This is a genomic window from Nocardia sp. JCM 34519.1 (assembly GCF_020361265.1).
Taxonomy (GTDB): domain Bacteria; phylum Actinomycetota; class Actinomycetes; order Mycobacteriales; family Mycobacteriaceae; genus Nocardia; species Nocardia arthritidis_A.
This window is the reverse complement of sequence record NZ_JAIRBR010000009.1, coordinates 181,574-203,997: the sequence shown is the minus strand read 5'-3', so window position 1 is coordinate 203,997 and position 22,424 is coordinate 181,574. Positions and strand designations below refer to the sequence as shown.

General features: G+C 65.6%; 25 protein-coding genes and 1 tRNA gene. 11 read left to right on the top strand and 15 right to left on the bottom strand.

Features of this window, described 5'->3' with window-relative positions; all coding sequences use genetic code 11:
* Positions 1 to 296: 296 nt before the first annotated feature.
* Complete coding sequence (locus tag LGY53_RS23150) at positions 297 to 932, top strand: LysE family translocator (RefSeq protein WP_225728780.1); 636 nt, start codon at positions 297 to 299, stop codon at positions 930 to 932.
* Between the two features lie 15 nt (positions 933 to 947).
* Here the strand turns inward: LGY53_RS23150 and LGY53_RS23145 are convergent, their stop codons facing one another.
* Positions 948 to 1,430, bottom strand: a complete 483-nt coding sequence (locus LGY53_RS23145; protein WP_225728779.1) for a hypothetical protein — start codon at positions 1,428 to 1,430, stop codon at positions 948 to 950.
* A gap of 95 nt (positions 1,431 to 1,525) precedes the next feature.
* Between LGY53_RS23145 and LGY53_RS23140 the strand changes: the two genes are divergently transcribed.
* Positions 1,526 to 1,732 carry a hypothetical protein gene (locus LGY53_RS23140; protein ID WP_225728778.1) on the top strand — a complete coding sequence of 69 codons (207 nt, stop codon included), beginning with the start codon at positions 1,526 to 1,528 and terminating at the stop codon, positions 1,730 to 1,732.
* A gap of 625 nt (positions 1,733 to 2,357) precedes the next feature.
* On the opposite strand, the gene LGY53_RS44470 is transcribed toward LGY53_RS23140, so the two are convergent.
* The 10 genes from LGY53_RS44470 to LGY53_RS23090 all read right to left on the bottom strand — a co-directional run bounded on the left by LGY53_RS44470 (position 2,358) and on the right by LGY53_RS23090 (position 7,827).
* The gene (locus tag LGY53_RS44470; protein WP_225728897.1) at positions 2,358 to 2,675 is read right to left on the bottom strand and encodes a trypsin-like serine protease; all 318 of its coding nucleotides are present in this window, start codon (positions 2,673 to 2,675) and stop codon (positions 2,358 to 2,360) included.
* A 35-nt stretch (positions 2,676 to 2,710) separates the two neighbouring features.
* Complete coding sequence (locus LGY53_RS23130; protein WP_225728777.1) at positions 2,711 to 3,508, bottom strand: HEAT repeat domain-containing protein; 798 nt, start codon at positions 3,506 to 3,508, stop codon at positions 2,711 to 2,713.
* A gap of 59 nt (positions 3,509 to 3,567) precedes the next feature.
* Positions 3,568 to 4,422, bottom strand: coding sequence for a polymorphic toxin type 34 domain-containing protein (locus LGY53_RS44185; RefSeq protein ID WP_225728776.1), 855 nt, complete (start codon positions 4,420 to 4,422; stop codon positions 3,568 to 3,570).
* A gap of 202 nt (positions 4,423 to 4,624) precedes the next feature.
* Complete coding sequence (locus LGY53_RS23120) at positions 4,625 to 4,822, bottom strand: hypothetical protein (protein WP_225728775.1); 198 nt, start codon at positions 4,820 to 4,822, stop codon at positions 4,625 to 4,627.
* 4 nt (positions 4,823 to 4,826) lie between these two features.
* Positions 4,827 to 5,126, bottom strand: coding sequence for a WXG100 family type VII secretion target (locus LGY53_RS23115; protein ID WP_225728774.1), 300 nt, complete (start codon positions 5,124 to 5,126; stop codon positions 4,827 to 4,829).
* A complete protein-coding gene (locus tag LGY53_RS23110; RefSeq protein WP_225728773.1) occupies positions 5,123 to 5,473 on the bottom strand; it encodes a WXG100 family type VII secretion target in 351 nt (116 codons plus the stop codon). Before LGY53_RS23110 ends, LGY53_RS23115 begins: the two co-directional genes overlap by 4 nt.
* A 569-nt stretch (positions 5,474 to 6,042) precedes the next feature.
* Positions 6,043 to 6,114, bottom strand: a tRNA-Val gene (locus LGY53_RS23105).
* A gap of 29 nt (positions 6,115 to 6,143) precedes the next feature.
* Positions 6,144 to 6,608 (bottom strand): peroxiredoxin, encoded by a 465-nt coding sequence (locus LGY53_RS23100; protein ID WP_167473694.1) that lies wholly within the window; start codon positions 6,606 to 6,608, stop codon positions 6,144 to 6,146.
* A gap of 91 nt (positions 6,609 to 6,699) precedes the next feature.
* Positions 6,700 to 7,122 carry a DUF3052 domain-containing protein gene (locus LGY53_RS23095; protein ID WP_225728772.1) on the bottom strand — a complete coding sequence of 141 codons (423 nt, stop codon included), beginning with the start codon at positions 7,120 to 7,122 and terminating at the stop codon, positions 6,700 to 6,702.
* A 153-nt stretch (positions 7,123 to 7,275) separates the two neighbouring features.
* Positions 7,276 to 7,827: a hypothetical protein gene (locus LGY53_RS23090; RefSeq protein ID WP_225728771.1), complete on the bottom strand. Its 552-nt coding sequence runs from the start codon at positions 7,825 to 7,827 to the stop codon at positions 7,276 to 7,278.
* A gap of 338 nt (positions 7,828 to 8,165) precedes the next feature.
* Here LGY53_RS23090 and aceE point away from each other — a divergent pair, with 338 nt between their 5' ends.
* The 6 genes from aceE to LGY53_RS23060 all read left to right on the top strand — a co-directional run bounded on the left by aceE (position 8,166) and on the right by LGY53_RS23060 (position 16,591).
* A complete protein-coding gene (aceE, locus tag LGY53_RS23085; RefSeq protein ID WP_308102977.1) occupies positions 8,166 to 10,961 on the top strand; it encodes a pyruvate dehydrogenase (acetyl-transferring), homodimeric type in 2,796 nt (931 codons plus the stop codon).
* A gap of 11 nt (positions 10,962 to 10,972) precedes the next feature.
* Positions 10,973 to 12,307, top strand: a complete 1,335-nt coding sequence (locus tag LGY53_RS23080; RefSeq protein ID WP_225728769.1) for a CdaR family transcriptional regulator — start codon at positions 10,973 to 10,975, stop codon at positions 12,305 to 12,307.
* 128 nt (positions 12,308 to 12,435) lie between these two features.
* Entirely contained in the window at positions 12,436 to 13,350 is a 915-nt protein-coding gene (locus LGY53_RS23075; RefSeq protein WP_225728768.1) for an ACP S-malonyltransferase, read from the top strand.
* 117 nt (positions 13,351 to 13,467) lie between these two features.
* Positions 13,468 to 13,773 (top strand): meromycolate extension acyl carrier protein AcpM, encoded by a 306-nt coding sequence (gene acpM, locus LGY53_RS23070; RefSeq protein ID WP_167473698.1) that lies wholly within the window; start codon positions 13,468 to 13,470, stop codon positions 13,771 to 13,773.
* Between the two features lie 10 nt (positions 13,774 to 13,783).
* A complete protein-coding gene (locus LGY53_RS23065; protein WP_167473699.1) occupies positions 13,784 to 15,034 on the top strand; it encodes a KasA/KasB family beta-ketoacyl-ACP synthase in 1,251 nt (416 codons plus the stop codon).
* A gap of 123 nt (positions 15,035 to 15,157) precedes the next feature.
* Positions 15,158 to 16,591: an acyl-CoA carboxylase subunit beta gene (locus LGY53_RS23060; RefSeq protein WP_225728767.1), complete on the top strand. Its 1,434-nt coding sequence runs from the start codon at positions 15,158 to 15,160 to the stop codon at positions 16,589 to 16,591.
* 49 nt (positions 16,592 to 16,640) lie between these two features.
* On the opposite strand, the gene LGY53_RS23055 is transcribed toward LGY53_RS23060, so the two are convergent.
* Positions 16,641 to 17,345, bottom strand: coding sequence for a vancomycin high temperature exclusion protein (locus tag LGY53_RS23055; protein ID WP_225728766.1), 705 nt, complete (start codon positions 17,343 to 17,345; stop codon positions 16,641 to 16,643).
* 79 nt (positions 17,346 to 17,424) lie between these two features.
* Here LGY53_RS23055 and LGY53_RS23050 point away from each other — a divergent pair, with 79 nt between their 5' ends.
* Together LGY53_RS23050 and LGY53_RS23045 are read left to right on the top strand one after the other, a co-directional pair.
* The gene (locus LGY53_RS23050; protein WP_225728765.1) at positions 17,425 to 18,294 is read left to right on the top strand and encodes an SAM-dependent methyltransferase; all 870 of its coding nucleotides are present in this window, start codon (positions 17,425 to 17,427) and stop codon (positions 18,292 to 18,294) included.
* Complete coding sequence (locus LGY53_RS23045) at positions 18,282 to 18,890, top strand: TetR/AcrR family transcriptional regulator (RefSeq protein WP_225728764.1); 609 nt, start codon at positions 18,282 to 18,284, stop codon at positions 18,888 to 18,890. The genes LGY53_RS23050 and LGY53_RS23045 overlap by 13 nt, the downstream gene beginning before the upstream one ends.
* 43 nt (positions 18,891 to 18,933) lie before the next feature.
* Here LGY53_RS23045 and LGY53_RS23040 read toward each other — a convergent pair whose 3' ends face one another.
* The gene (locus LGY53_RS23040; protein ID WP_225728763.1) at positions 18,934 to 19,296 is read right to left on the bottom strand and encodes a hypothetical protein; all 363 of its coding nucleotides are present in this window, start codon (positions 19,294 to 19,296) and stop codon (positions 18,934 to 18,936) included.
* Positions 19,297 to 19,405: 109 nt separating this feature from the next.
* Between LGY53_RS23040 and LGY53_RS23035 the strand changes: the two genes are divergently transcribed.
* Complete coding sequence (locus LGY53_RS23035) at positions 19,406 to 21,370, top strand: Eco57I restriction-modification methylase domain-containing protein (protein ID WP_225728762.1); 1,965 nt, start codon at positions 19,406 to 19,408, stop codon at positions 21,368 to 21,370.
* Positions 21,371 to 21,376: 6 nt separating this feature from the next.
* Here the strand turns inward: LGY53_RS23035 and LGY53_RS23030 are convergent, their stop codons facing one another.
* Together LGY53_RS23030 and LGY53_RS23025 are read right to left on the bottom strand one after the other, a co-directional pair.
* Positions 21,377 to 22,000, bottom strand: a complete 624-nt coding sequence (locus LGY53_RS23030; RefSeq protein WP_225728761.1) for a TetR/AcrR family transcriptional regulator — start codon at positions 21,998 to 22,000, stop codon at positions 21,377 to 21,379.
* 126 nt (positions 22,001 to 22,126) lie between these two features.
* Positions 22,127 to 22,312 (bottom strand): hypothetical protein, encoded by a 186-nt coding sequence (locus tag LGY53_RS23025; protein WP_167473706.1) that lies wholly within the window; start codon positions 22,310 to 22,312, stop codon positions 22,127 to 22,129.
* Positions 22,313 to 22,424: the final 112 nt, after the last annotated feature.

The window sequence follows — 22,424 nt, the reverse complement described above, 5'->3', positions numbered from 1 at the left end:
GCTTCGGCGACAATTCAAGGAACGCACCGAGCCGAATTCTTGACAGTTTGTACGTTGTGATCACGTGCGATGACGACCGAATGTGCGCGGTTGGCCCTCGTGTGCCGGAACAGTCCGGCAATTCGGTCATGTTACCGCCTCACTCCGAAATGTCCGTTTCGTTTGGAATTTCTTTCACATTCGGTAGCTGGACAATCGCCGTGGACTGCGAGATGTCTCCAGCAACTTCGTGAGAGGGGAACCTCACCAAGGCAATTCGCTTCGATCATCCGGTGGTAAGGGGTTACGCTGCCGAGGTGGTGCCTGTTTCACATGCGGCCGCCTTCGCGCTCGCCGCGCTCATCATCATCGTCATACCGGGCCCGAACGTGCTGTTCGCCATCGGGCGGGCGCTGGCGCTGGGGCGTCGGTCGGCCATCCTGTCGGTGGCGGGCACCGTCGCCGGATCGCTCGTGCCGTTGCTGGCGGTGGCCCTGGGGCTGGGTGCGGTGTTGACCGCCTCGGCGGCGTTGTTCTTCATCGTGAAGATCGCAGGGGCCGCGTATCTGATCTATCTGGGCATCGCGACGATCCGGCACCGCAAGAAACTGGTGGCGGCGCTGGCCGCCGAAGTCCCGGACGCCGATGCCAAGCGGGTCCTGCGGCAGGGATTCGTGGTAGGCGCCACCAACCCGAAGACGATGGTCTTCTTCGGCGCCGTACTCCCGCAGTTCACGGCGCCCGAATCCGGTTCGCTGCCAGCCCAACTGCTGATACTCGGCCTCATCTTCCTGGTGATCCAAGCACTTTCGGACGGACTGTGGGCACTGCTCGCCGCCACCGCCCGAACATGGTTCGCGCGCTCACCGCGCCGCCTCGAGGCGATCGGCAGCACCGGCGGACTGATGATCATCGGAGTCGGCACCAGCGTGGCATTCTCCGGAACCAACTGAACCGAACCAGTTCTGCTAGTGACTCGGTGGGGTCACCTGGGATGCGGGCGGATTCACGGGCGCCCACTGCTGGAGTTCGACATTCCAGCCCAGGACCTTGCCGTGCAGCGAAGGGGCGGTGGGATCGAGATCGAGCAGCGCGAGCCGCGCTTCATCAGGCAGATCGGCAGTCACCAGGATGGCCGCGGAATTCGCGTCCCCGATATCGATCACGGTGGACAGCTCATCGGTGCCCGTGTTCTGCGTTGGTCTCCGAAACCAGCGTTGACGCAGTTTTCCCGGCATCCCCGCCACACTCTCGGCGGTCCGCTTGGCCAGCGCCTCCAAAAATGCTTTCCCGAAGATCGTCGCCACCGGCGCCGTCGCACTGAACGCCGTCGACCACTCCAGGACCCCGTCCGGCATAGAGCCAGGCGCGACCATCGGCGGGTCGGCCGGAATCGGCTGCGGCACACCGCTGCTCGGCTGCCTCACGATCGGCCGCGTCGGCTCCGTCACGAACCTGCCCCCAATCCTGTTGACGTGCAACGTGATCGTACTCCAACGGCCGCATCACGCTCCAGGGCCACCGAATGCGGCACCCGTGATGGCGAATGCGGAGAAACAGGTCGAGTACCCACGAGCAGCTGCTCGCCGCCAACGGGCAGACCTATCTCGGCGCCACGTTCCCCGCGGCCGACCCCTACCGGGGGTTACTGATCGACTACGGCCTGCGCGTCGGGGAGGCGCTGTGCGCCAAGGGAATCGAGCGCGGAGACTACGGGGTCGACTTCATTGTGGTCGGCCGCGACGGGGGCTGAAACACGCGTATGTCTTTTCTCGAATATCGCGCGCCGCCGCCACGCCGCCGAATGCGCGAGCCAGAGCGCGAACCCATCGACATCCTGAGGCACCACCGAACTCGGATGCGCCGTCGGTGAGAAGTGCTGTCTACAGCCATGTTTCGCATGCGGCCCGGCATGAGCTGGCGCCGATGTTCGGTCAGGTGGTCGGCATCTCCGTTCGACGGTCGGACGGAGTGCCTTCAACTCGCGACCGGACGGTATCGAGAATATATTATCGACACCGGTGCTGAATATATTCAGAAAAACGTACTCGGCTTCCGTATCCAGAATCTAGAGACATGGATATCTCAGCAGAGGCCGGGCAGCGGATAATTCAGAGACACAGCTGATCCCAGACTCGACGGCAAGGCGTCCGAGTCACCCGTCATCGCAGTTGTATCAGTTGAGCCCCAACACATGACCTATGCCGTTGAACAGGGCATAAACCCCTCCTATCGCTATGAGGGGCGCGAGGATCACGAGCCAGATAAGGGCGCCTTCCGTATTATTGACATCCATTTGCCAGATCCTTCCAACGAGCTTGCGAATTGCATTGTACGCAATGCGGATATTCATCTTATCAGATCGACAACAGCAGATGTTACCGCCATCGGAAAATCGGCAGCAAATTTCCCGATCCAGCCGACGCCGACAGGTCCGGACCAGAACCCTCCGAGGTCCGGATCGCCCGGCGGCATGCTGTGTTCGTGCCAGATTTGTGCGGTTGTCCGCTGCGGTTGTTGTCGATCCAGGTGCGCAGGTCGCCGATTCGGGTGTAGATATCGGGATAGCCTCGCGTGCCGCAGCCGTTGCGCCAGGAGTAGAGGCCGATCAGGACCTTGTACGCGACCAATGGACCGCCGTCGTCGCCCCGGCAGGCTCCGGTCCGCTCGCCGCTGGCGCTGTTATGGGCAGGCAGACCCAGGGAACTGGCCCACGACCCCGGGGAATTGCCTATTTCGGGAGTTTGTCGCGGATGGCCCCGGCTTGCCGCGAGTAGAGCGGCCAGCGCATCGCGACCACATTGAGAATGGTCTCGATGCGCGCAGCGTCTTCCGGAAGTGTTGGTGGTTGCGGGCTCCGCAGTAGATCTTCGATGTCGTTGAGGAGGCGGGCCGATTCGTCCTCGTCCAGTCGGGCCGCGTCAGCGGCGATCTCGTCGAGCTGTGTTTGATCGCCCAATCGGTATGCGGCGATGCGCAGTTGGGGCCCGATCTCCGGCTCGTGTCCGAATTCGGCTACCAGAGTGGACATTTCGGCACAGGTGAGGTCGCCGGTGCGGGCGAGTGAGCCTATCGCGTAGCGCCGCACCTCCCCGAATTCGTCGACCTCGCGCACGCACCGGACCAGCGCGGCGGCCGCCTGTCCGGGGTAGGCACCCAACGCCTCGGCGATCGAAGCTCGAACCATCCACGACTGTTCGGTGCCCAACAGTGACACCAGTGCGTCGCCCGCGGGCTGATACCGAACGATGCCGAGTGCCTCTGCTGCCTCGTTACGAACCATCTCATCCGAATCCGACAGCATCCGCATCAGCACCGGACCGATAACCGGCGCCTGCGCGATACCCAGGTAGCCGATCGCACGCACCGCTTCGCTACGAACCGCGGCATCGTCCGAATCGACGAGAGGCAGAATTTTGGCAACCGCGGCGCCATCGCCACCCTTGATCAGTTCGATCAATGCGTCGACCTGCTGATCCGGATCGCCTGAGACGAGTGCCGAATCGAGAGGGGAACTTCCGCCGTCCACCTGTCCTCACATTCTTCGACTACGGCCGAGCGGCACGGGCTGTGTCGGCAGCGCATACACTATCGACCACCGCCGCCACTGGAGTGACGACAATCGTACTTCTTCTGCGTGCGCTTGATCCGCTGCCGCCGTGCGTTATCCCCTTTTGCTTGATCCCATAGTTTCGCCAGAGCAGCACAGTTGCCGATCGCCGCGCCGGCGGCAATCAACGCACGCATCTCATCCTCGATTCCCGTGTCGCCGCCGTTCTGCTTTCCGCCCTTTGCCATTTCGGCGACAAAAACGCCGGCAACGGTAGCGGCAACGAGCGATGCGATCTCGTCCAATTTGGACTGGATATCGAGAGGGTTGACAGCATTGATGGCTTCAGCAATTCCAACCCCGACTTCGAGCGTCTGGAACAACCGGCAGATGTTCCACAGATTCCGAATCCGTGTGGCAGCAGTCGCTACCGCGGCGGTTCCCGCGGCCGTCCCTGCGGCGGCCTCTGCCTCGGCTGGCCCCAGGGTTGCCAAGCCTGCTGTCAGGATCTCGGTCAGCGCAACAGCGGCCGCAGTACCGATGGCGATCCAGAACAGGTCTTTCATCAGGCTGTTGACGTGACCGTCGAGGTCGGATCTGAACGCCACCAAGTTCGTATAGTACTCAGCTACCGCACCGGAAAGCGACACCGATACCGAGGCGATAGCGGCTGCGCCGTTCGACAGGGTGGTGAGGTGCGTCTCGACATCGGCTACATCCGGTGCAGCGGTGTTCGCCGAGTGGATATCGGTGATGATCGCTTTTATCCCGTCGGCGGCGTTCTTGACAGCTGACGTTTCAGCGAATGTCTTCCATGCGCCGGCTGCGGATTTCAAGCGATCCGTATCGCCGTTTGGCACCGTGTAGCCGATCTGATCCAGAAGTCCGGGCACACTGGTATCAAGCCCTTTGGCTGAGCCGCCGAAAGCCGATGGAGGAGGCTTTATGTCATTTTGGAAAACCACACCCTGCGGGACATGGAAGGGCCGGGCCCTTCGCTGGATCCGGATTTGCATTCCAATTCGAGTACGCCCAATTGTCTCCCGCAGTGTTCAAAATATTGGAGAAATTTGCGAGGGCATTCGTCAATGAGGCTCAGGTACTGAGCATATCGGCCGTGTTCTCGTCGTACCCGGAAGCCCAACCGGCCGCCTTGTCATAACTACCCGCCATTTGGCTGGAGTTCTGCGGCGAGTTCCACAACGCCGATAAGGCGGAAAGGATCTCGCTGTTTATCTTCGCGCATTTAGCGGCGGCGTCATAATAAGTTTGCGGGTCGACGTTGATGGCCACCCGATCACCCGCTGCGCATCATCTTCGAGTTGACGTCCGCGGCTTCGGAGTACGCTCCATGGGCTGTCTTGGCCGCATCGCTCATGTCGCGGATGCCCTGCGCGAATTCCCGCGCACCCGAGATCCACTGTTGATGAGCCGCCGAATACGCTTCTGCGGCAACACCGTCCCACCCGCTTCCACGCAGGGTCTCGACCCGCCTATCAATTTCATCGAGATGGTCCGCGACGAACGCGGCCAACCCGGACAGTCGAGCAATGATCTGCTCGAGTTCATCGAGGTCGACGGTGAAAGGGTTCGTCACGACAGCGGCGGTAGGTCGAGGCTGGAGTTCGACAGGGAATCGGCGTTGGATCGGTCGCGGCGCTGGTAAGTATCGGCCGTAACTCCCAACTTCTCGGCCAGCTCTGTAAGAGCGGAGATGATTTGCTCGCCGCCGTCGCTGACCTCGTTCCATCCCGTGCTGAACCCGATAGCAGCATCACCTGTCCAGCTACCTGTCGTCACGGATTCGACTTCACGACCAGCAGAGCCGAGCGCCGATTTGAGGGTATTGGCAAGATCATAAATGTAGGCGCCAACCTCTCGGACGCTATCTGGAACGACCGATAACGACTGACTGGAGCGCGGCGTTCCCCCTGAAGTGCCCATGAATCGAACTCTACCGGCGGCAATCAGGCACCGTCCAACAACGGCAGGCCACAAGGTGCGGAAATGGCCTCGGCTAGGGGAGAGCCAATCGCCCGATGTGGGGAAAACGCTCGTCTGATGAGCCTCGTGCCCCATGTTTGCCCCACGGACTCGGTGGAATCGTCAGGATTGCCCCACGAAAGCCGCTATCGACCTGCATCTCAAGAGTGGGCCTAACGCTTCCCAGCCCGAACGCCCCGGGCAGCCGACTTCACCACAAAAGGTGACCACAAAATCGGGGGTCCGGGAGGCGTAGCGACGGCGTCGGGTAGGCGACCCAGGGGGTGGGGGTCCCGGGGCGTAGCCCCGCCGGGTGAGGCGTGGGGCTCCGGAACGGAAGAGTCCTCGGATAGGCGACCCCGCGTGGGCGGTCCGAGGGACGTAGCGACGGCGTCGGGTAGGCGACCCAGGATTAGGGGGTCCGGGGGCTCGCCCCCGGCTGGGGTGTGGGGGCTTGGCCCCCACAAAACACGACGATGATCGAACCCACCGAAGGCGTGCCCGCCAAGCAGGGCACGCCTTCGATCGGGTGGGCGCAGAGGGGTTCGAACCCCCGACCGCTGGTGTGTAAGACCAGAGCTCTACCGCTGAGCTATACGCCCGGAGTCCGCCGAATCCGGCGGGCAACGGTCTATGAATCTAGCGCGGCGAGCGCTTTCTCCCAAGCCGCCTGGTCACGAGGCTCTCCGGGGCCGTTCATTTCGGCGAATCGGATGATTCCGGACTTGTCGACGACGAAGGTGCCGCGGTTGGGGTAGCCGGATTTTTCGTTGAAGACGCCGTAGGACTGGGCGACGGCGCCGTGCGGCCAGAAGTCGGACAGGAGCGGGAACAGGTAGCCCTGTTCGGCGGCCCAGATTTTGTGGGTGGGTGGCGGGCCGACGGAGATGGCGAGGATTTCGGCGTTGTCGTTGTGGAACTTGGGTAGTTCGTCACGGACCTTGCATAGCTCGCCTTGGCAGATGCCGGTGAACGCGAGCGGGTAGAACACCAGCAGCACATTCTTCTGGCCGCGGAAGTCCGACAGCGTGACGTCCTGGTTGTTCTGGTCCTTCAACGTGAAATCCGGCGCGACCGTGCCAATTTCGAGCGGCATCGCGAATCCTCCATCGTGTCGGGCCTGCACCCGGCGGGGTGGGGTGAGCGCCGGGCGGCCGAAGCCGCCCGGCGACACCATAGCGAACGGGTCAGCGCTGTTTCGTCGGCGTCTTCGGCTGGACGAGGCGGCTGCCGCTCCAACCTCCGAGTGTCACAGCCGACGTCGAGGTCAGTCCCGCGGTTTCGGCGGCTTCGGCGATTTCGCTCTGATCGACATAGCCAGGTTGTCCGGTCTTGGGGGTGAGAACCCAGACGAATCCGTCGTCGGCGAGCGGGCTGACAATGCCCATCAACTCGTCGGCGAGGTCGCCGTCGCCTTCGCGCCACCACAGCAGGACGGCGTCGACCACCTCGTCGGTTTCGTCGTCCACCATTTCCCCGCCGCTGGCGTCCTCGACGTCGGCCCGAATGTCGTCGTCGGTGTCCTCGTCCCAGCCCAGTTCCTGGACCACCATGCCGTGTGTAATGCCAAGCTTCTGAGCGTAGTTCTGCGCGTCCGCCGCGGCGACCACGGTGGTGTCCTCCTCAACTCCCGACAGTAGGTAGTTGCAAGCGAACATGGTTAAGCGCTCCAGCGCAAGCCGATCGGGCGAATTACCCACCGAATGTCGCGCGGGAGCGAGCTGTGAGTGTCGCTGAACACCATGTCAGCGCGGCTTATCGGCCTACTTTTTCGGGCAGGCATCGCGAACGGCGTTGCGCGCGTCGTTGACCCGGCGGCTGGCGGCGTTGAGTGGATCCACCGATGCGGTGTAGGTCATCTTCCTGGTTTCGGCGGCCAGGCCGCGCGCCGCGGCGACGTACTCCTTGAACTTGGCGGCGATATCCTCGGGCAGCGCGTCGGCGGCGTCGTTCACGCCGGTTTCCACCTTCCTGGCCGCCTCGTCGAGGGTGCTCGCCGCCAGTTCCCGCTTGGGCAGGTAGTCGGCGGCGTTGGCGTCGTGCGCGTCGACGAACTCGTTGTATTTGGCCACCCCTACACCGGTGGTGGTGGGGAATTGATCGCAGTTGTCGCCGATCGCTTTTGCTTGTGCCGCCGCTTTTTTCGACGAGGTCGCGGCCTGCGACGAGGATGAGGCGTCGCTGCGGTACGCCACGAGATCCGCCGGACTCGGCCCGGCGATGCCGTCGACCTGTTTCGAACAACCCGCGACGATCACTCCGACGACGATCGCCCCGGCCGCGCACACCAACCCGAACCCGCGTGGGCTCAGCATGTATTCGTCCTCCCCGCTTCCATAGTTTTCGGCGGCTTGCTCTACGGTGGCTGACTCACGGTTGCGCGCGTCACGGTACTGCATTTCCGGGGGCACGTGATGACCTGGGCCACATCATCGGCAAGGATGGAGGGTGCGCCCGAACCTTTCGTAACGGATGATCCGCCAACCACGCGGGTAGTCCGGGGATACAGACGCCATCAGCATGTCCGAACCCCCTTGTACGAGGAGCAGATTTGACCGACCTGATCCACTCTTCCGCTCCAGCGAAACCCGCTGCGTCCGATTCCGGCCCGGAGGCTCGTGATCCGAACGGATCGCCGCAGCCGGCCGGCCGGGTGCGGGTTATTCGCGAAGGGGTGGCGTCCTACCTACCGGATATCGATCCGGAGGAAACCAGCGAATGGCTCGAGTCGTTCGACGAGATGCTGGACCGGGAGGGTCCGGGTCGCGCGCGCTACCTCATGCTCCGTTTGTTGGAGCGGGCCGGTGAGCGCCGGGTCGCCATCCCCGCGTTGACATCGACCGACTATGTGAACACCATTCCGACCGAGAACGAGCCGTGGTTCCCCGGCGACGAGGAGGTGGAGCGGCGCTACCGGGCCTGGATCCGCTGGAACGCGGCGATCATGGTGCATCGCGCGCAGCGTCCGGGTATCGGTGTGGGCGGCCACATTTCGACCTACGCGTCGTCGGCGGCGCTGTACGAGGTCGGCTTCAACCACTTCTTCCGCGGTAAGAACCATTCCGGCGGCGGCGATCAGATCTACATTCAGGGTCACGCGTCGCCGGGTATCTACGCGCGCGCGTTCCTGGAGGGCAGGCTCGGCGAGGATCGCCTCGACGGGTTCCGCCAGGAGTACAGCAACGGCGGTCTCGGCCACGGTCTGCCGTCGTATCCGCATCCGCGTCTGATGCCCGATTTCTGGGAATTCCCAACGGTTTCCATGGGTCTTGGCCCGATGAACGCCATCTACCAGGCGCGGTTCAACCACTACCTGCACGATCGCGGTATCAAGGACACCTCGGATCAGCATGTGTGGGCGTTCCTCGGCGACGGCGAGATGGACGAGCCGGAGTCACGCGGCCTCGCCCAGGTCGCGGCGATGGAGGGCCTGGACAATCTGACGTTCGTGATCAACTGCAACCTGCAGCGGCTCGATGGTCCGGTGCGCGGTAACGGCAAGATCATTCAGGAGTTGGAGTCGTTCTTCCGCGGCGCGGGCTGGAACGTGATCAAGGTCATCTGGGGCCGTGAGTGGGACGCGCTGCTCGGCGCGGATCGCGATGGGGCACTGGTGAATTTGATGAACACCACCCCCGATGGCGACTACCAGACCTACAAGGCCAACGACGGCGCGTATGTCCGCGAGCATTTCTTCGGGCGCGACCCGCGGACGAAGGCGCTGGTCCAGAACATGTCCGATCAGGAGATCTGGAATCTCAAGCGCGGCGGGCACGACTACCGCAAGGTGTATGCCGCGTACGCGGCCGCGATGGCGCACAAGGGTCAGCCGACGGTGATCCTGGCCAAAACCATCAAGGGCTACACCCTCGGCAAGCATTTCGAGGGCCGCAACGCCACGCATCAGATGAAGAAGCTGACGCTGCAGGACCTCAAGGATTTCCGTGACCTGCAACGGATTCCGATCACCGACGCCGAACTCGAGCGCGACCCGTACAAGCCGCCTTACTACCACCCCGGTAAGGACGCCAAGGAGATCCAGTACATGCTGGACCGGCGGCGGGCGCTCGGCGGATTCCTGCCCGAGCGGCGTTCGCCGGCAAAGCCGTTGCAACTGCCCGGCGACGAGGCGTACCGCTCGGTGCGCAAGGGTTCGGGCAAGCAGAACGTCGCCACCACCATGGCGCTGGTCCGCCTGATGAAGGAGCTGTTGCGGGACAAGGAGATCGGTAAGCGGATCGTCCCGATCATCCCGGACGAGGCCCGCACCTTCGGTATGGACTCCTGGTTCCCGTCGTTGAAGATCTACAACCGCAATGGGCAGTTGTACACCTCCGTCGACGCGGAATTGATGCTTGCCTACAAAGAGAGCACGGTCGGGCAGATCCTGCACGAGGGCATCAACGAGGCCGGTTCGACCGCGTCGTTCACCGCGGCGGGCACCTCGTACGCCACGCACGGCGAGCCGATGATCCCGCTGTACATCTTCTACTCGATGTTCGGTTTCCAGCGCACCGGTGACGGATTGTGGGCCGCCGCGGATCAATTGGCGCGTGGTTTCGTGCTCGGAGCGACCGCGGGGCGAACGACACTCACCGGTGAGGGTCTGCAGCACAACGACGGTCATTCGCTGCTGCTCGCCTCGACCAATCCGGCGGTGGTGAGCTACGACCCGGCCTACGCCTACGAGATCGCGCATATCGTGCGGGACGGTCTGCGCCGGATGTACGGCGGCGGAACACCTTCCGGGCCGAACACCCTGCCGGGTGCGCATCCGCACGGGGAGCCGGGCGATTTCGGCGGCGAGGACGTCTTCTACTACATCACCCTCTACAACGAGCCGTATGTCCAGCCGGCCGAGCCGGACGATCTGGATGTCGCGGGTCTGTTGAAGGGCATCTACCTGCTGAAGCGCGGGGGGGAGGGCGACGTGCGCGCCCAGATCCTGGTCGCGGGCGTCACCGTGCCCGACGGTCTGCGCGCGCAGGCGCTGCTCGCCGAGGAGTGGGGTGTGCAGGCCGATGTCTGGTCGGTCACCTCATGGGGTGAGTTGCGCAAGGACGCGCTGGCGAAGGAGATTGCGGCGCTGCGCAATCCGGGCGCCGATGTCGGGGTCCCCTATGTCACCCAGGCGCTTTCGCGGGTCGAGGGCCCCTATATCGCGGCCTCCGACTGGATGCGCGCGGTGCCGGATCAGATCGGCAAGTGGGTCCCCGGCGACTACACCACCCTCGGCACCGACGGATTCGGCTTCTCCGACACCAGGCCCGCGGCCCGGCGCGTATTCAATGTCGATGCGCAGTCGATCGCGGTCGCGGCGCTGGCCGGCCTGGCCAGGACGGGCAAGTTCGACCGGGCCAAGGTCGTCGAGGCGGCGGCGAAATACCGCATCGACGATGTGGACGCCGCGCCGAAGGCGGCGGTCGGTTCGGAAGACGACCTGGCGTAGCGGACTATTGGATGGTGGACCGTAAACCGCCGCGGCCGCGGAGGATCTCCGAAGGCTCGTCCGAGCACGAGGTGTATCTGCCGACCGGCGCGCTCTCCCCGAACCGGCAAACTCGCGACCCGCTCCCGGACACGCTGCTCAAACGCGTGAAGCAGTTCTCGGGCCGCCTGTCCACCGAGGCGGTCGGGTCGATGCAGGATCGGCTGCCGTTCTTCGCCGATCTGGACGCCGCGCAACGCGCGGGCGTCCAGATGCTGGTGCAGACCGCGGTGGTGAACTTCCTGGAATGGCTGCAGGATCCGGAGAGCGATATCCGGTTCAGCCTGGACGCCTTCCAGGTGATTCCGCAGGATCTGGCGCGGCGGTTGACGCTGCGCCAGACCGTGGACATGGTCCGGGTGGCCATGGAGTTCTTCGAGCAGTGGCTACCGGCGTTGGCGCGCAACGACCGTCAGCTGGTCGCGCTCACCGAGGCGGTGTTGCGATACGGGCGTGAGCTCGGTTTCGCCGCCGCCTCGGTGTATGCCAGCGCGGCCGAATCCCGCGGCGCGTGGGATACCCGGCTGGAGGCGCTGGTCGTCGACGCGGTGGTGCGCGGTGACACCGGTCCGGACATGTTGTCCCGGGCCGCGACATTGAACTGGGATGCCACCGCCCCGGCGACGGTGCTGGTCGGCACGCCGCCGCGGGAGGAGGGTGTCTCGGCGGTCGGCGCGGTGCACGCGATCGCGGCCCGGCACGGTCGCGCGGCGCTCGCGGTGGTGCAGGGCACCCGGCTGGTGATGGTGGTCAGCGGCCATCTCGGCGACGCCTCTTATATACAGCCGTTCCTGGCCGACCTGCTGGCCGAGGTGTTCTCGGACGGTCCGGTGGTGATCGGCCCGACCACCAGGACGCTGGGCGCCGCGCACGCCAGCGCGGTGGAGGCGCTGGCCGGTATGGAGGCGGTTGTCGGCTGGCGCGGGGCGCCGCGGCCGGTGCATGCGGCGGAGCTGTTGCCCGAACGCGCCTTGTTGGGAGATCGTGCTGCGATCGACGCGTTGAACGAGTACCTTGTCCTACCGTTGGCCGCTGCCGGTTCGGCGCTGGCGGACACCCTCGATGCCTATCTGGACTGTGGTGGCGCCGTCGAGACGTGTGCGCGTCAGCTGTACGTCCATCCAAATACGGTTCGATACCGTCTCAAACGAATCGGCGAGATCACGGGCCGCGATCCGATGAATCCGCGTGATGCGTACGTGCTCCGGATTGCCGCCACAGTAGGTCGTCTGACACGAACCCGTAACGAAACGTCAACATCAGCCCCAGAAGCAACATATGTCCCATCGGGACATGAGGGGTTGTAACGCGATCGGCAATTGGGTCGATCAGGACAACCCACGTGGAGTTTTGTGGGGTTCACACAAAACGGGTCCGCAAACCTCATTCGCGTCGACATCTCGTGAGTTCGGCCTCACAGTGTTTTCTTAGAGGCGTGATCGCGTTGTTCGCCCCAGGACAGGGCTCCCAGACTCCCGGCATGCTCACGCCGTGGCTCGAAGTTGCCGGTGCAAGTGATCGCCTCACCATGTGGTCGAAGGCCTCGGGCCTCGACCTGGTTCGCCTCGGCACCACGGCAACCGCCGAGGAGATCGTCGATACCGCCGTCACCCAGCCGCTGGTGGTCGCCGCCGCGCTGCTGGCGTACGCGGAAATCGGGCAGGATTCACTTCCTGCCGATACCATCGTCGCCGGACACTCGGTCGGCGAGTTCGCCGCCGCTGCGGTCGCCGGGGTCATCTCACCCGATGACGCGGTGGCACTGGCCGCTATCCGCGGCGCGGAGATGGCCAAGGCGTGCGCGCTGGAGCCGACCGGTATGTCCGCGGTGCTCGGTGGCGATGAGGCCACCGTGCTCGCCCGGCTCGACGAGCTCGGCCTCGTTCCGGCCAACCGCAACGCGGCCGGTCAGATCGTGGCGGCGGGCACACTGGGCGCCCTGGCGGAGCTGGCGGCGAACCCACCCGAAAAAGCCCGGGTTCGCGCGCTGTCTGTCGCGGGGGCTTTCCATACGGCGTTCATGGCTCCGGCCCGGGACGCTGTGGCGAGCGCCATAGCCAAGATCGTGCCCAACGAGCCGAACCGGACGCTGCTCTCGAATTTCGACGGCAAGCCGGTCGCCTCGGGCCAGGACGCGATCGATAAGCTCGCCGCCCAGGTCACACGCCCCGTGCGCTGGGACCTGTGCACCGAAACCGTGCGTGCCGCAGGGGTTTCGGGCGTGGCGGAGTTGCCGCCGGCGGGCACCCTCGTCGGTATCGCGAAACGGGAGTTGAAGGGCACGCCGACATTGGCCCTGAAAACTCCGGAAGACCTCCCCGCGTTGGCCGGACTCGGAATGTCCGGCTAGCTTTTCCATCCGCGGCCATGCATCGGACGCATGGTTGTGACCGGGCGGACGTAACAGCGTCCGTCTCAACCCGAAAAACAGTAGAGCCCTACACAGTAACAAGAAGGGAGCCACCAAGTGGCCGCTCTGACCCAGGAAGAAATCGTCGAGGAACTCGGCAAGATCATCGAAGAGGTTACGGGTATCGAACCCTCCGAGGTCACCATCGAGAAGTCCTTCGTCGATGACCTGGACATCGACTCGCTGTCCATGGTCGAGATCGCGGTGCAGACCGAGGACAAGTACGGCGTGAAGATCCCCGACGAGGATCTGGCCAGCCTGAAGACGGTCGGCGACGCGGTGGCGTACATCCAGAAGCTCGAGTCCGAGAACGCCGAGGCCGCCGAGGCGCTCAAGGCCAAGTTCCAGAACGAAGCCGAGTAGGGCCGAACCTGTGACCACTCCTTCCACCTTGAACGGGAACTTCCCCAACGTCGTCGTAACTAGCCTGGCGGCGACCACGTCGATCGCGGGTGACGTCGATGCGACGTGGAAGGGACTCCTCAACGGCGAGAGCGGGATCGAGGCTCTCGAGGATTCCTTCATCGAGGAATACAACCTTCCGGTCCGCATCGGCGGTCACCTGAAGGTGAACCCGGACACACTGCTCGATCGAGTCGAGATCCGTCGCATGGCCTATGTCGAGCGACTGGCGATCGTGCTCGGTCGTGAGGTGTGGAAGAACGCGGGCAGCCCGGAGGTCGACCCCGAACGTCTGGGTGTGGCCATCGGTACCGGGCTGGGCGGCGCCGACGCGCTGATCGATTCGGTCGACAAACTGAAGAACGGTGGCTATCGCAAGATTTCGCCGCTGGCTGTTCAGATGGTCATGCCGAACGGCCCGTCGGCCGTCGTCGGTCTCGAACTGAAGGCCCGGGCGGGAGTGGTCACTCCGGTCTCGGCATGCTCGTCCGGCTCCGAGGCCATCGCCAACGCCTGGCGAATGATCGTCATGGGTGACGCCGATATGGTCGTCACCGGTGGCGTCGAGGGCTACATCGATTCGATTCCGATCGCGGCCTTCTCGATGATGCGGGCGATGAGCACCCGCAACGACGACCCGAAGAGCGCGTCGCGCCCGTTCGACAAGGATCGGGACGGCTTCGTCTTCGGCGAGGCGGGTGCGCTCATGGTCATCGAGACCGAGGAGCACGCCAAGGCGCGCGGTGCGACGATCCACGCGCGGCTGCTCGGCGCGGGCATCACCTCGGACGGATACCACCTTGTCGCGCCGGAGCCGTCGGGCGAGGGTGCGGCGCGGGCGATGACCAGGGCGATGCAGACCGCGGGTCTGACCAAGAAGGACATCACCCATATCAACGCGCACGCCACCGCGACGCCGATCGGCGACACCGCGGAGGCGAACGCGATCAACAAGGCCGTCGGCAATCACGCGTCGATCTACGCGCCGAAGTCGGCGCTCGGCCACTCGATCGGCGCCGTCGGCGCGCTCGAATCGGTTCTCACCGTGCTCAGCATCCGGGACGGGATCGTCCCGCCGACGCTGAACCTGGAGAACCAGGATCCAGAGATCGATCTGGACGTGGTTCACGGCGAGGCTCGCCGCCAGGAGATCGAGTACGCGATCAACAATTCCTTCGGGTTCGGTGGGCACAACGTCGCGCTTACCTTCGGTCGGGCCTAGGCCGCACCGGGCGACTCACCACAGATCCGGGGTGGGGTCGGACGCCAAAGGCGTTCGGCCCCACCGGGATTCGACTTTCGCAGCCGCCGTTGCGGCCTACTCAGTGAGGATGGAGAAGACGCGATGACCATCATTGCTCCCGCGTTTCATGCCGAAACTGCGACCGATCCGCGCGATCCACTCGGCCGGCTGCAGCGCTTCTTCGATCCCGGCACTGTTCTTCCGCTACACCCCCGTGACAAGTCCGGTGTGCTGGCCGCCGTCGGCGAGGTGGACGGTGTGCGCACCGTCGCCTACTGCTCCGACGCCACCGTGATGGGCGGCGCGATGGGCGTCGAGGGCTGTAAGCACATCGTCGACGCCATCGACACCGCCATCGATTCCGGTATCCCGGTGGTCGGCATCTGGCATTCGGGTGGCGCCCGGCTCGCCGAGGGCGTCGAGGCACTGCACGCGGTCGGCCTGGTATTCGAGGCGATGGTTCGCGCCTCCGGGCTGGTCCCGCAGATTTCCGTGGTGCTCGGTTTCGCCGCGGGTGGCGCCGCCTACGGTCCCGCGCTCACCGACATCGTGATCATGGCCCCGGAGGGCCGGGTCTTCGTGACCGGTCCGGATGTGGTGCGCTCGGTGACCGGTGAGAACGTCGATATGGAGACCCTCGGCGGCCCGGTGACGCACGGCAAGAAGTCGGGCGTATGCCATATCGTCGCCGACGACGAGGCCGATGCCGTGCACCGCGCGCGCCGCCTGGTCTCGATGTTCGCCGAGCAGGGTGAATTCGACCTGGTCGCCGCCGAACACGGCGATGTCGACCTGAAGGCGATGCTGCCCGCCTCGGCCAAGCGCGCATACGACGTGAAGCCGATCGTGCACGAACTGCTCGACAACGTCGACGGCGAATCCACTTTCGAGGAGATGCAGGCCGGATACGCGCGCTCGATGGTGACCGGTCTCGGTCGCCTGGCCGGGCGCACCGTCGGTGTCCTCGCCAACAACCCGCTGCGGCTCGGCGGCTGCCTGAACTCCGAAAGTGCCGAGAAGGCAGCGCGTTTCGTGCGACTGTGCAATTCGTTCGGCATCCCGCTTGTGGTGATCACCGACGTGCCCGGCTATCTGCCCGGTGTCGGCCAGGAGTGGGAGGGCGTGGTGCGCCGCGGCGCGAAGCTGCTGCACGCCTTCGCCGAGGCCCGCGTCCCGCGCGTCACCCTGGTGACCCGCAAGATCTACGGCGGCGCGTACATCGCGATGAACGCCCGCTCGCTCGGCGCGACCGCGGTGTACGCGTGGCCGGGTTCGGAGGTCGCGGTGATGGGCGCCAAGGCCGCGGTCGGCATCCTGCACAAGAAGGCACTGGCCGCCGCGCCGGAGGAGGAGCGGGAGGCGCTGCACGAGCGGTTGACCGCCGAGCACGAGCGCATCGCGGGCGGTGTCGAGCGGGCCATCGCGATCGGCGTCGTCGACGAGGTGATCGACCCGGCGAAGACGCGGTCCACCATCGCCGCCGCCCTGGCCGCCGCGCCCGCGCGCGCCAGCCACAACAAGAACATTCCGCTGTAGGGCTCGGCGGGAACGAAGTGGGCCCCGGGTACTCCCGGGGCCCACTTCGTTATTCGGTAGGACTGGGCGACGCGTTGATCGCGTCGCGGACGGTGGTCTCCTGGCGCCCGAGGAATTTCGGGTCCGGGTGGACCACCATGTCGAAGACCGCCTTGGTCGCCGCCAATTGGTCACGCAGCCAACACTTTTCGTAGGTGAAGTTATGTGGTTGGGTGTCGTCGCCGATGCCGGTGGTTTCGATGCCCGCATTCCGGCAGAGCGCGACGGTTCTGGGCAGGCTGAAGTCCTGGGTCACCACGATCGCCTGCCGGACGCCGAAGATCCGGTGCGCGCGTTCGCACGACTCATAGGTGCTGAAACCCGCGTAGTCCAGGGCTATCTTGTTGGCGGGCACACCTTTTCGCACCAGGTATCCGCGCATCGCGGACGGCTCGTCATAGGTGCTGGTGCCGTTGTCGCCGGTCAGCAGCAGTGCCCGCACCTTGCCCGCCTCCAGTAGACGGCGGCCGAGCTCCAGCCGGGCCGCCAGATAGGGGGAGGGCTGGCCGTTGCCGTAGACCTGTGCGCCGGGAATCAGCGCCACCTCGGCGGCGGGGACGTTGTCGAGCGAATATTCGGCGTCGCTCGCCTGATGACGCACCCACGCGATCGAGCCGAATCCGACGAGTGCGGCCGCGGCGATCGCGAAGACGGCCAGCCGAAGAACAGTGCGCAGTCGAAGCCAGGTCCGGATCCGCCCCCGACTTCGTGCCATGAGGTCACGAAATCCCATACGACGAGTGTGCCAGCTATCGCTGGACGGCGATACAAACAGAATATATATTCTGTTTGTGGTGAGTTTCACGGCACAGACCATGGCATTCCAGCGGGCGCTGGAATCCGCGCGGTCCATCGAATCCCGGCTATTCACCGATCCTTTGGCCACGCGGTTCCTGTCCCCGCCGTTGCGAGCGCTGGCCGGGATGGCCCGGATTCCGGTGGCGGGCTCCCTGGTGGCGCGGCTGTACGATCTGGCCTTTCCCGGTCCGCGACCATCGGCGGTGGCGCGGACGCGGTTGATCGATGACACGATCGTCGAACTGGTCGCGGGCGGCGTGCGCGAGATCGTGGTGCTGGGCGCGGGATTCGACAGCAGGCCTTGGCGATTGCCGGAACTGCGTGGGGCGCGGATCGTCGAGGTCGACCGGGCGGGCACGCAGGCGGTGAAGGCGGCGGCCGTGCGCGCGGCGGGCGTCGACGCCGGGCACGTCGGATTCCTGCCGGTGGATTTCGAAACCGATGATCTGGCAACGGCATTGCGCGCGGGCGGCGTCGGCGAGCGGCGCACGCTGTTCGTGTGGGAGGGCGTCACCAATTATTTGACCGCGGCCGCGGTGGACCGGACGCTCGCCGTGCTGCGCCGGGTCGGCGGGCCGGACGGCATGCTGGTCTTCACCTATGTGCACGCCGGTGTAATCGACGGCACCGCAACGTTTCCCGAGGCCGAGCGGTGGCTGCGCGGCGTCGCGCGGGTCGGCGAGCCATGGACGTTCGGCCTGGACCCGAACCGGCTCGGCGCATTCCTGGCCGCCCGCGGATACGACCTGATATGGGAGCAGTCGACGGCCGCGGCCGGAGATCGGTACTTTCGCCCGCGCGGTCGCGCCGACCGCGCCTCCGAGCTGTACCGGGTGGCGCTGGCGCGGATCGCATGCCCCGCCTGACGCCCGCGACGGAACGGGAGCGGCGGCGGCGCATCATCGACGCGGCCCTCGACTGCTTCGCCGAACGCGGGCTGCACGCGACCACCATGCAGGACATCTGCCGCCGATCCGGCCTGAGTCCAGGCGCGGTCTACTGCTGGTACCCGAGCAAGGAGGCGATCATCGATGCGGTCGCCGACGAACGGCATCGGCACGAACGCGAGCTGCTGCAGACCGCGCTGCGGGCGGCCGATCCGCGCACCGCGCTGCGCACCTTCCTCGACGCCTATTTCGACTGGCTCGCCGATCCGGCCGAACAGCGACGGCGGCGGGTCAGCGTGCTGGTGTGGGCGGAATCGCTGGTGAACGAGCGGATGCGGCCCGGCGTAGACGAGGGCATCGCGCAGCGAACCATGGCGCTCGACGCGATCCGGGCCGGTCAGGCAGCGGGTGTGATAACCGGCCGGGCCGACGCCGACGCGATCACCCGCATTGCCCTGGCCCTCATCCAGGGCTTCATCCTGCAGCAGGCGTGGGAACCGGATATCGATATCGCCGGATACCGTCGCGCCCTGGAGCTAGTTGTCGAAGCTGTCGCGCCGGATGCTGGACAGTAGGGGTGGTTGCGCGGATCGGCCCGGGATCGCTCGTTCGCCCGGATCAGATCGTGATGACGTTGACGGCGAGGCTGACGAGAACCGCGATGGCACGGATTTGGTTGTAGCGGTGTAGATCTCGTGGTGGTCGCAGCGCGGCGTACAGCGAGAGCAGCACGTAGGTGAGTACCGGGGCGAGCCAGTCGTTGGCGGAGAAGCCGGGTAGGCCGTCGGTATTGAGCTGGGGCAGGTTGGCGCTGGTGCGCCACAGCCAGGTGGCCGCCCCGGTGACGATGGTGACGCCGACGATATCGATCCAACCCGCACGGCCCAACCGCCAGACAGCGAAGGGTGCGGTGATCGCGGCGGTGACAACGGCCGTGAACAGGATGTGGGCGTGGCTGAAGACCGGGTCGGTTGCGCTCATCGCGGGTCCTAGGTGGGCTGAGGCGAGGTCGGTGGCGTCCGGGGTCGCCCACAGTATTCTCCGGCCGCGTCGTAACGCGGAATAGGGGGCGGCCCGGCAGAATCCAGGGATGGCATCCGAGGCCTCGGGCGGGCGGGACCGGAAGCGGCACGGTCGGCATTACACGCCGCCCGCGCTGGCGCGGTTCCTGGCGCGGCGGTTGCTTGCGCATATTCCGGTGTCCGACCCGCGGCGGGCCGATGCGCTACGGGTGCTCGATCCGGCATGCGGTGACGGGGAACTGCTGCTCGCGGTGTGCGCGGAAGCGGCGGCCCGGCTGCCTCGGCTGCGGCTGGAATTGCTCGGCTGCGATCTCGATCCGGCGGCGGTCGAGGTCGCGCGGGACCGTGCGGACCAGGCCGGGATCGAGATCGATTGGCACACAGGCGATTTCCTACTCGACTCGGCGGATCTCGCGGACGGCTCGTTCGACGCGATCATCACCAATCCGCCGTATGTCCGGACCCAGCAGCTGGGTGGCGCGACCGCGCAGCTGCTGGCCAAGCGCTTCGGGCTGCGCGGCCGGATCGATCTGACCCACCCGTTCGTCGCGACCATTCCCCGGCTGCTGGAACCGGGCGGTGTGCTCGGATTGCTGTGCGCCAACCGGTTTCTCACGACCAAGGCGGGCGCCAATATTCGCAGGCTGCTGCTCACCGAATTGGCGCCGGTCGAACTGTACGACCTCGGCGACACCAAACTGTTCGAGGCGGCGGTGTTGCCCGCCGTGACCATCGCGACGCGCGGCGAGGTCACACGCGCCTGCCGCTACGTCTCGGCATACGAGATTCCGCCGACCGGCATCGCCTGCGCGGCAGACCTTTTCGAGGCATTGGTGGCCGAGAGCAGCAGTGTCGTCGCGCACAACGGCCGGGTCTTCGCGGTGGAGGTCGGCCTGCTGGCGACCGGCGAGCTCGGGCGGATGAGCGCTGCCGCTACGACCGATCTGTCGCCTGCACAGTCTTGTTCGCAGAGCGGCGATGGGAATCCGCCCGCGACAAGCGATTCGAGCGAGTCGCACGATAATGCCGGTGCCGCAGGAGCTTCCGGCGGATTCGCGGTGCCAGGGAGCGCGGCAGCCGAGCCGACCGGTGGCGCTGAGGCAGTGGATTCAGCGGAACTGAGCGACGAAGTCTCTGCCGCAGCGGTTTCCGGCCGTGAGCTTGTGCGGCCGGGCGATGTGTTGCGTCCTGCGGTTGTGCGGGTCGGGGGTGAGGGGGCTTGGCGGATGTCGCGGCCGGAGGTGGATGCGTGGCTTGGGCGGATCGGGGCGCGGACGTGGCGGACGTTCGGGGAGGTGGGGCGGATTCGGGTGGGGATCAAGACGACCGCGGATCGGGTGTTCATCTCGGATCGGTGGGGGGAGCGGGTGCCGCGGCCGGAGGCCGATCTCTTGCTGGCGCTGATAACTCACGACGATGTGGCGGCGTGGCGGGTGCGCCGGGCCGGTGACACCAGGGTGTTGTATCCATATGATACGGCGCGGCCGGTGCGCACGCCGATAGACCTGGCGGAATTCCCTTGTGCGGCAGAGTATTTGCGGACGCACAAGGATACGTTGGCGGCCCGCGGCTATGTGATCGCCGGCGGGCGGGAGTGGTTCGAGATCTGGGTGCCGCAGCGTCCGCATCTGTGGCGGACGCCGAAGGTGGTGTTCCCGGATATCAGCGATCGGCCGCGGTTCGCGCTCGACCGTTCGGGTGCGGTGGTGAATGGGGACTGCTATTGGATATCGCTGACCGATCTGGCGCAGGCCGGCGATGCGGAACGGCTCGCGTATCTGCTGATGGGTGTGGCGAATTCGGCGCTCGGGCTGCGGTTCTACGACGCGGTGTGCGGCAACCGCCTCTATTCGGGGCGGCGCAGATGGATCACGCAATACGTTTCCCGCTTGCCGCTGCCGGATCCGGCAGCGTCGTCCGCGGCCGAAATCATCGCCCTCGCAAGGGATCTCGCCGATGGTTCGGCGGCGCCGGACCCGGCAGCGCTCGGCGAACTCGATGAGCGGGTGTCGGCCGCCTTCGGCCTACGGTGAATCCGGTCAGGCCGAGGTGCGCACCCCGACCATGGGCAGCAGGGTGCGCCGCGCGAAGTTCCGCCCGGCCTCCGCGTCCTCGATCGGGATGAGTCCGTCCGGGGTCAGCGCGAGCGAAAGCGCGAGGCGCGCCATGATTTCGGCGACCAGCTCGGCGTCGAAATCGTCGACGCCACCGGCGTCGCGCAATTCCCGCAGCTTTTCGGCCAGGTAGCCGCGGCCGACGGCCAGCACCGGCCCGGCGTCGGTGGTGAGCCGGGGCAGGATGAGTTCGGGTTCGGTGCGCAGCAGCCTGCGCAGCAGCTCGTTGCCCGCGATGGCGGTGATGAAGGCGACGAAGATCTCCACCAGCTGTTCGTCGCTGCCCTGGACACCCTGTACCCGCTTGTCGATCTCGGCGACGAAGCGCTGCGCCTCGCGCACGCTGACCGCCTCGACGAGTTCGTTCTTGGATTCGAAGCGGCGGTACAGGGTGGCCGGGCTGATTCCGGCGCGGCGGGCGATCTCACCCATGCTGGTGCGTTTGATGCCGAAGTCCAGGAACGCCGACAGCGCGCTCTCCAACAGCTTTTCACCGTCGGCGACGGGTTTGTCGAGGATGCGCTGCAGCATGGGCGGAACGGTCGGCATCGGCTCTCCAGTCATTCGGCGCGGCAGCCGATCCCCGGGGATGCGGCGCGCGACGGTGCGGATGATTGCCGTTCATTATTTCATCCGGGGGGATGGCTGGAGCCGAGTTCCGGGCCGAACGGCCCGTCACGGACGCGGAAGATCCAGCGCCACCATTTCCTGCTCGATCGCATTGGCCGCGAAATCGACGCCGCGGGACCGTAATTCGTGAACCCTACGCTGTAATGCCTCGATGCCACCAGGTTGGGCCGCGATATCGGCCACGCTGATCCGCCCCACCGGCCGGTGCATACTGTCCTGCCCGTACGCCACCGTGAAACCTCCTGCCCTGCACGCTCGCGTTCCCACCTCCCGGCGGATTCGGCGCAAGCCCCGTGGCCACCGGGAACGCTGGCAGCATGTTACCAATGATTCCGAATGGACG

Excerpts from the sequence above, each read along its gene's own strand:
- LGY53_RS23140 (WP_225728778.1), top strand. The coding sequence starts at position 1,526 with ATGCGGAGAAACAGGTCGAGTACCCACGAGCAGCTGCTCGCCGCCAAC.
- LGY53_RS23110 (WP_225728773.1), bottom strand. The coding sequence starts at position 5,473 with ATGGGCACTTCAGGGGGAACGCCGCGCTCCAGTCAGTCGTTATCGGTC.
- LGY53_RS23100 (WP_167473694.1), bottom strand. The coding sequence starts at position 6,608 with ATGCCGCTCGAAATTGGCACGGTCGCGCCGGATTTCACGTTGAAGGAC.
- LGY53_RS23090 (WP_225728771.1), bottom strand. The coding sequence starts at position 7,827 with ATGCTGAGCCCACGCGGGTTCGGGTTGGTGTGCGCGGCCGGGGCGATC.
- LGY53_RS23080 (WP_225728769.1), top strand. The coding sequence starts at position 10,973 with ATGGTGGACCGTAAACCGCCGCGGCCGCGGAGGATCTCCGAAGGCTCG.
- LGY53_RS23060 (WP_225728767.1), top strand. The coding sequence starts at position 15,158 with ATGACCATCATTGCTCCCGCGTTTCATGCCGAAACTGCGACCGATCCG.
- LGY53_RS23055 (WP_225728766.1), bottom strand. The coding sequence starts at position 17,345 with ATGGCACGAAGTCGGGGGCGGATCCGGACCTGGCTTCGACTGCGCACT.
- LGY53_RS23045 (WP_225728764.1), top strand. The coding sequence starts at position 18,282 with ATGCCCCGCCTGACGCCCGCGACGGAACGGGAGCGGCGGCGGCGCATC.
- LGY53_RS23040 (WP_225728763.1), bottom strand. The coding sequence starts at position 19,296 with ATGAGCGCAACCGACCCGGTCTTCAGCCACGCCCACATCCTGTTCACG.
- LGY53_RS23035 (WP_225728762.1), top strand. The coding sequence starts at position 19,406 with ATGGCATCCGAGGCCTCGGGCGGGCGGGACCGGAAGCGGCACGGTCGG.
- LGY53_RS23030 (WP_225728761.1), bottom strand. The coding sequence starts at position 22,000 with ATGCCGACCGTTCCGCCCATGCTGCAGCGCATCCTCGACAAACCCGTC.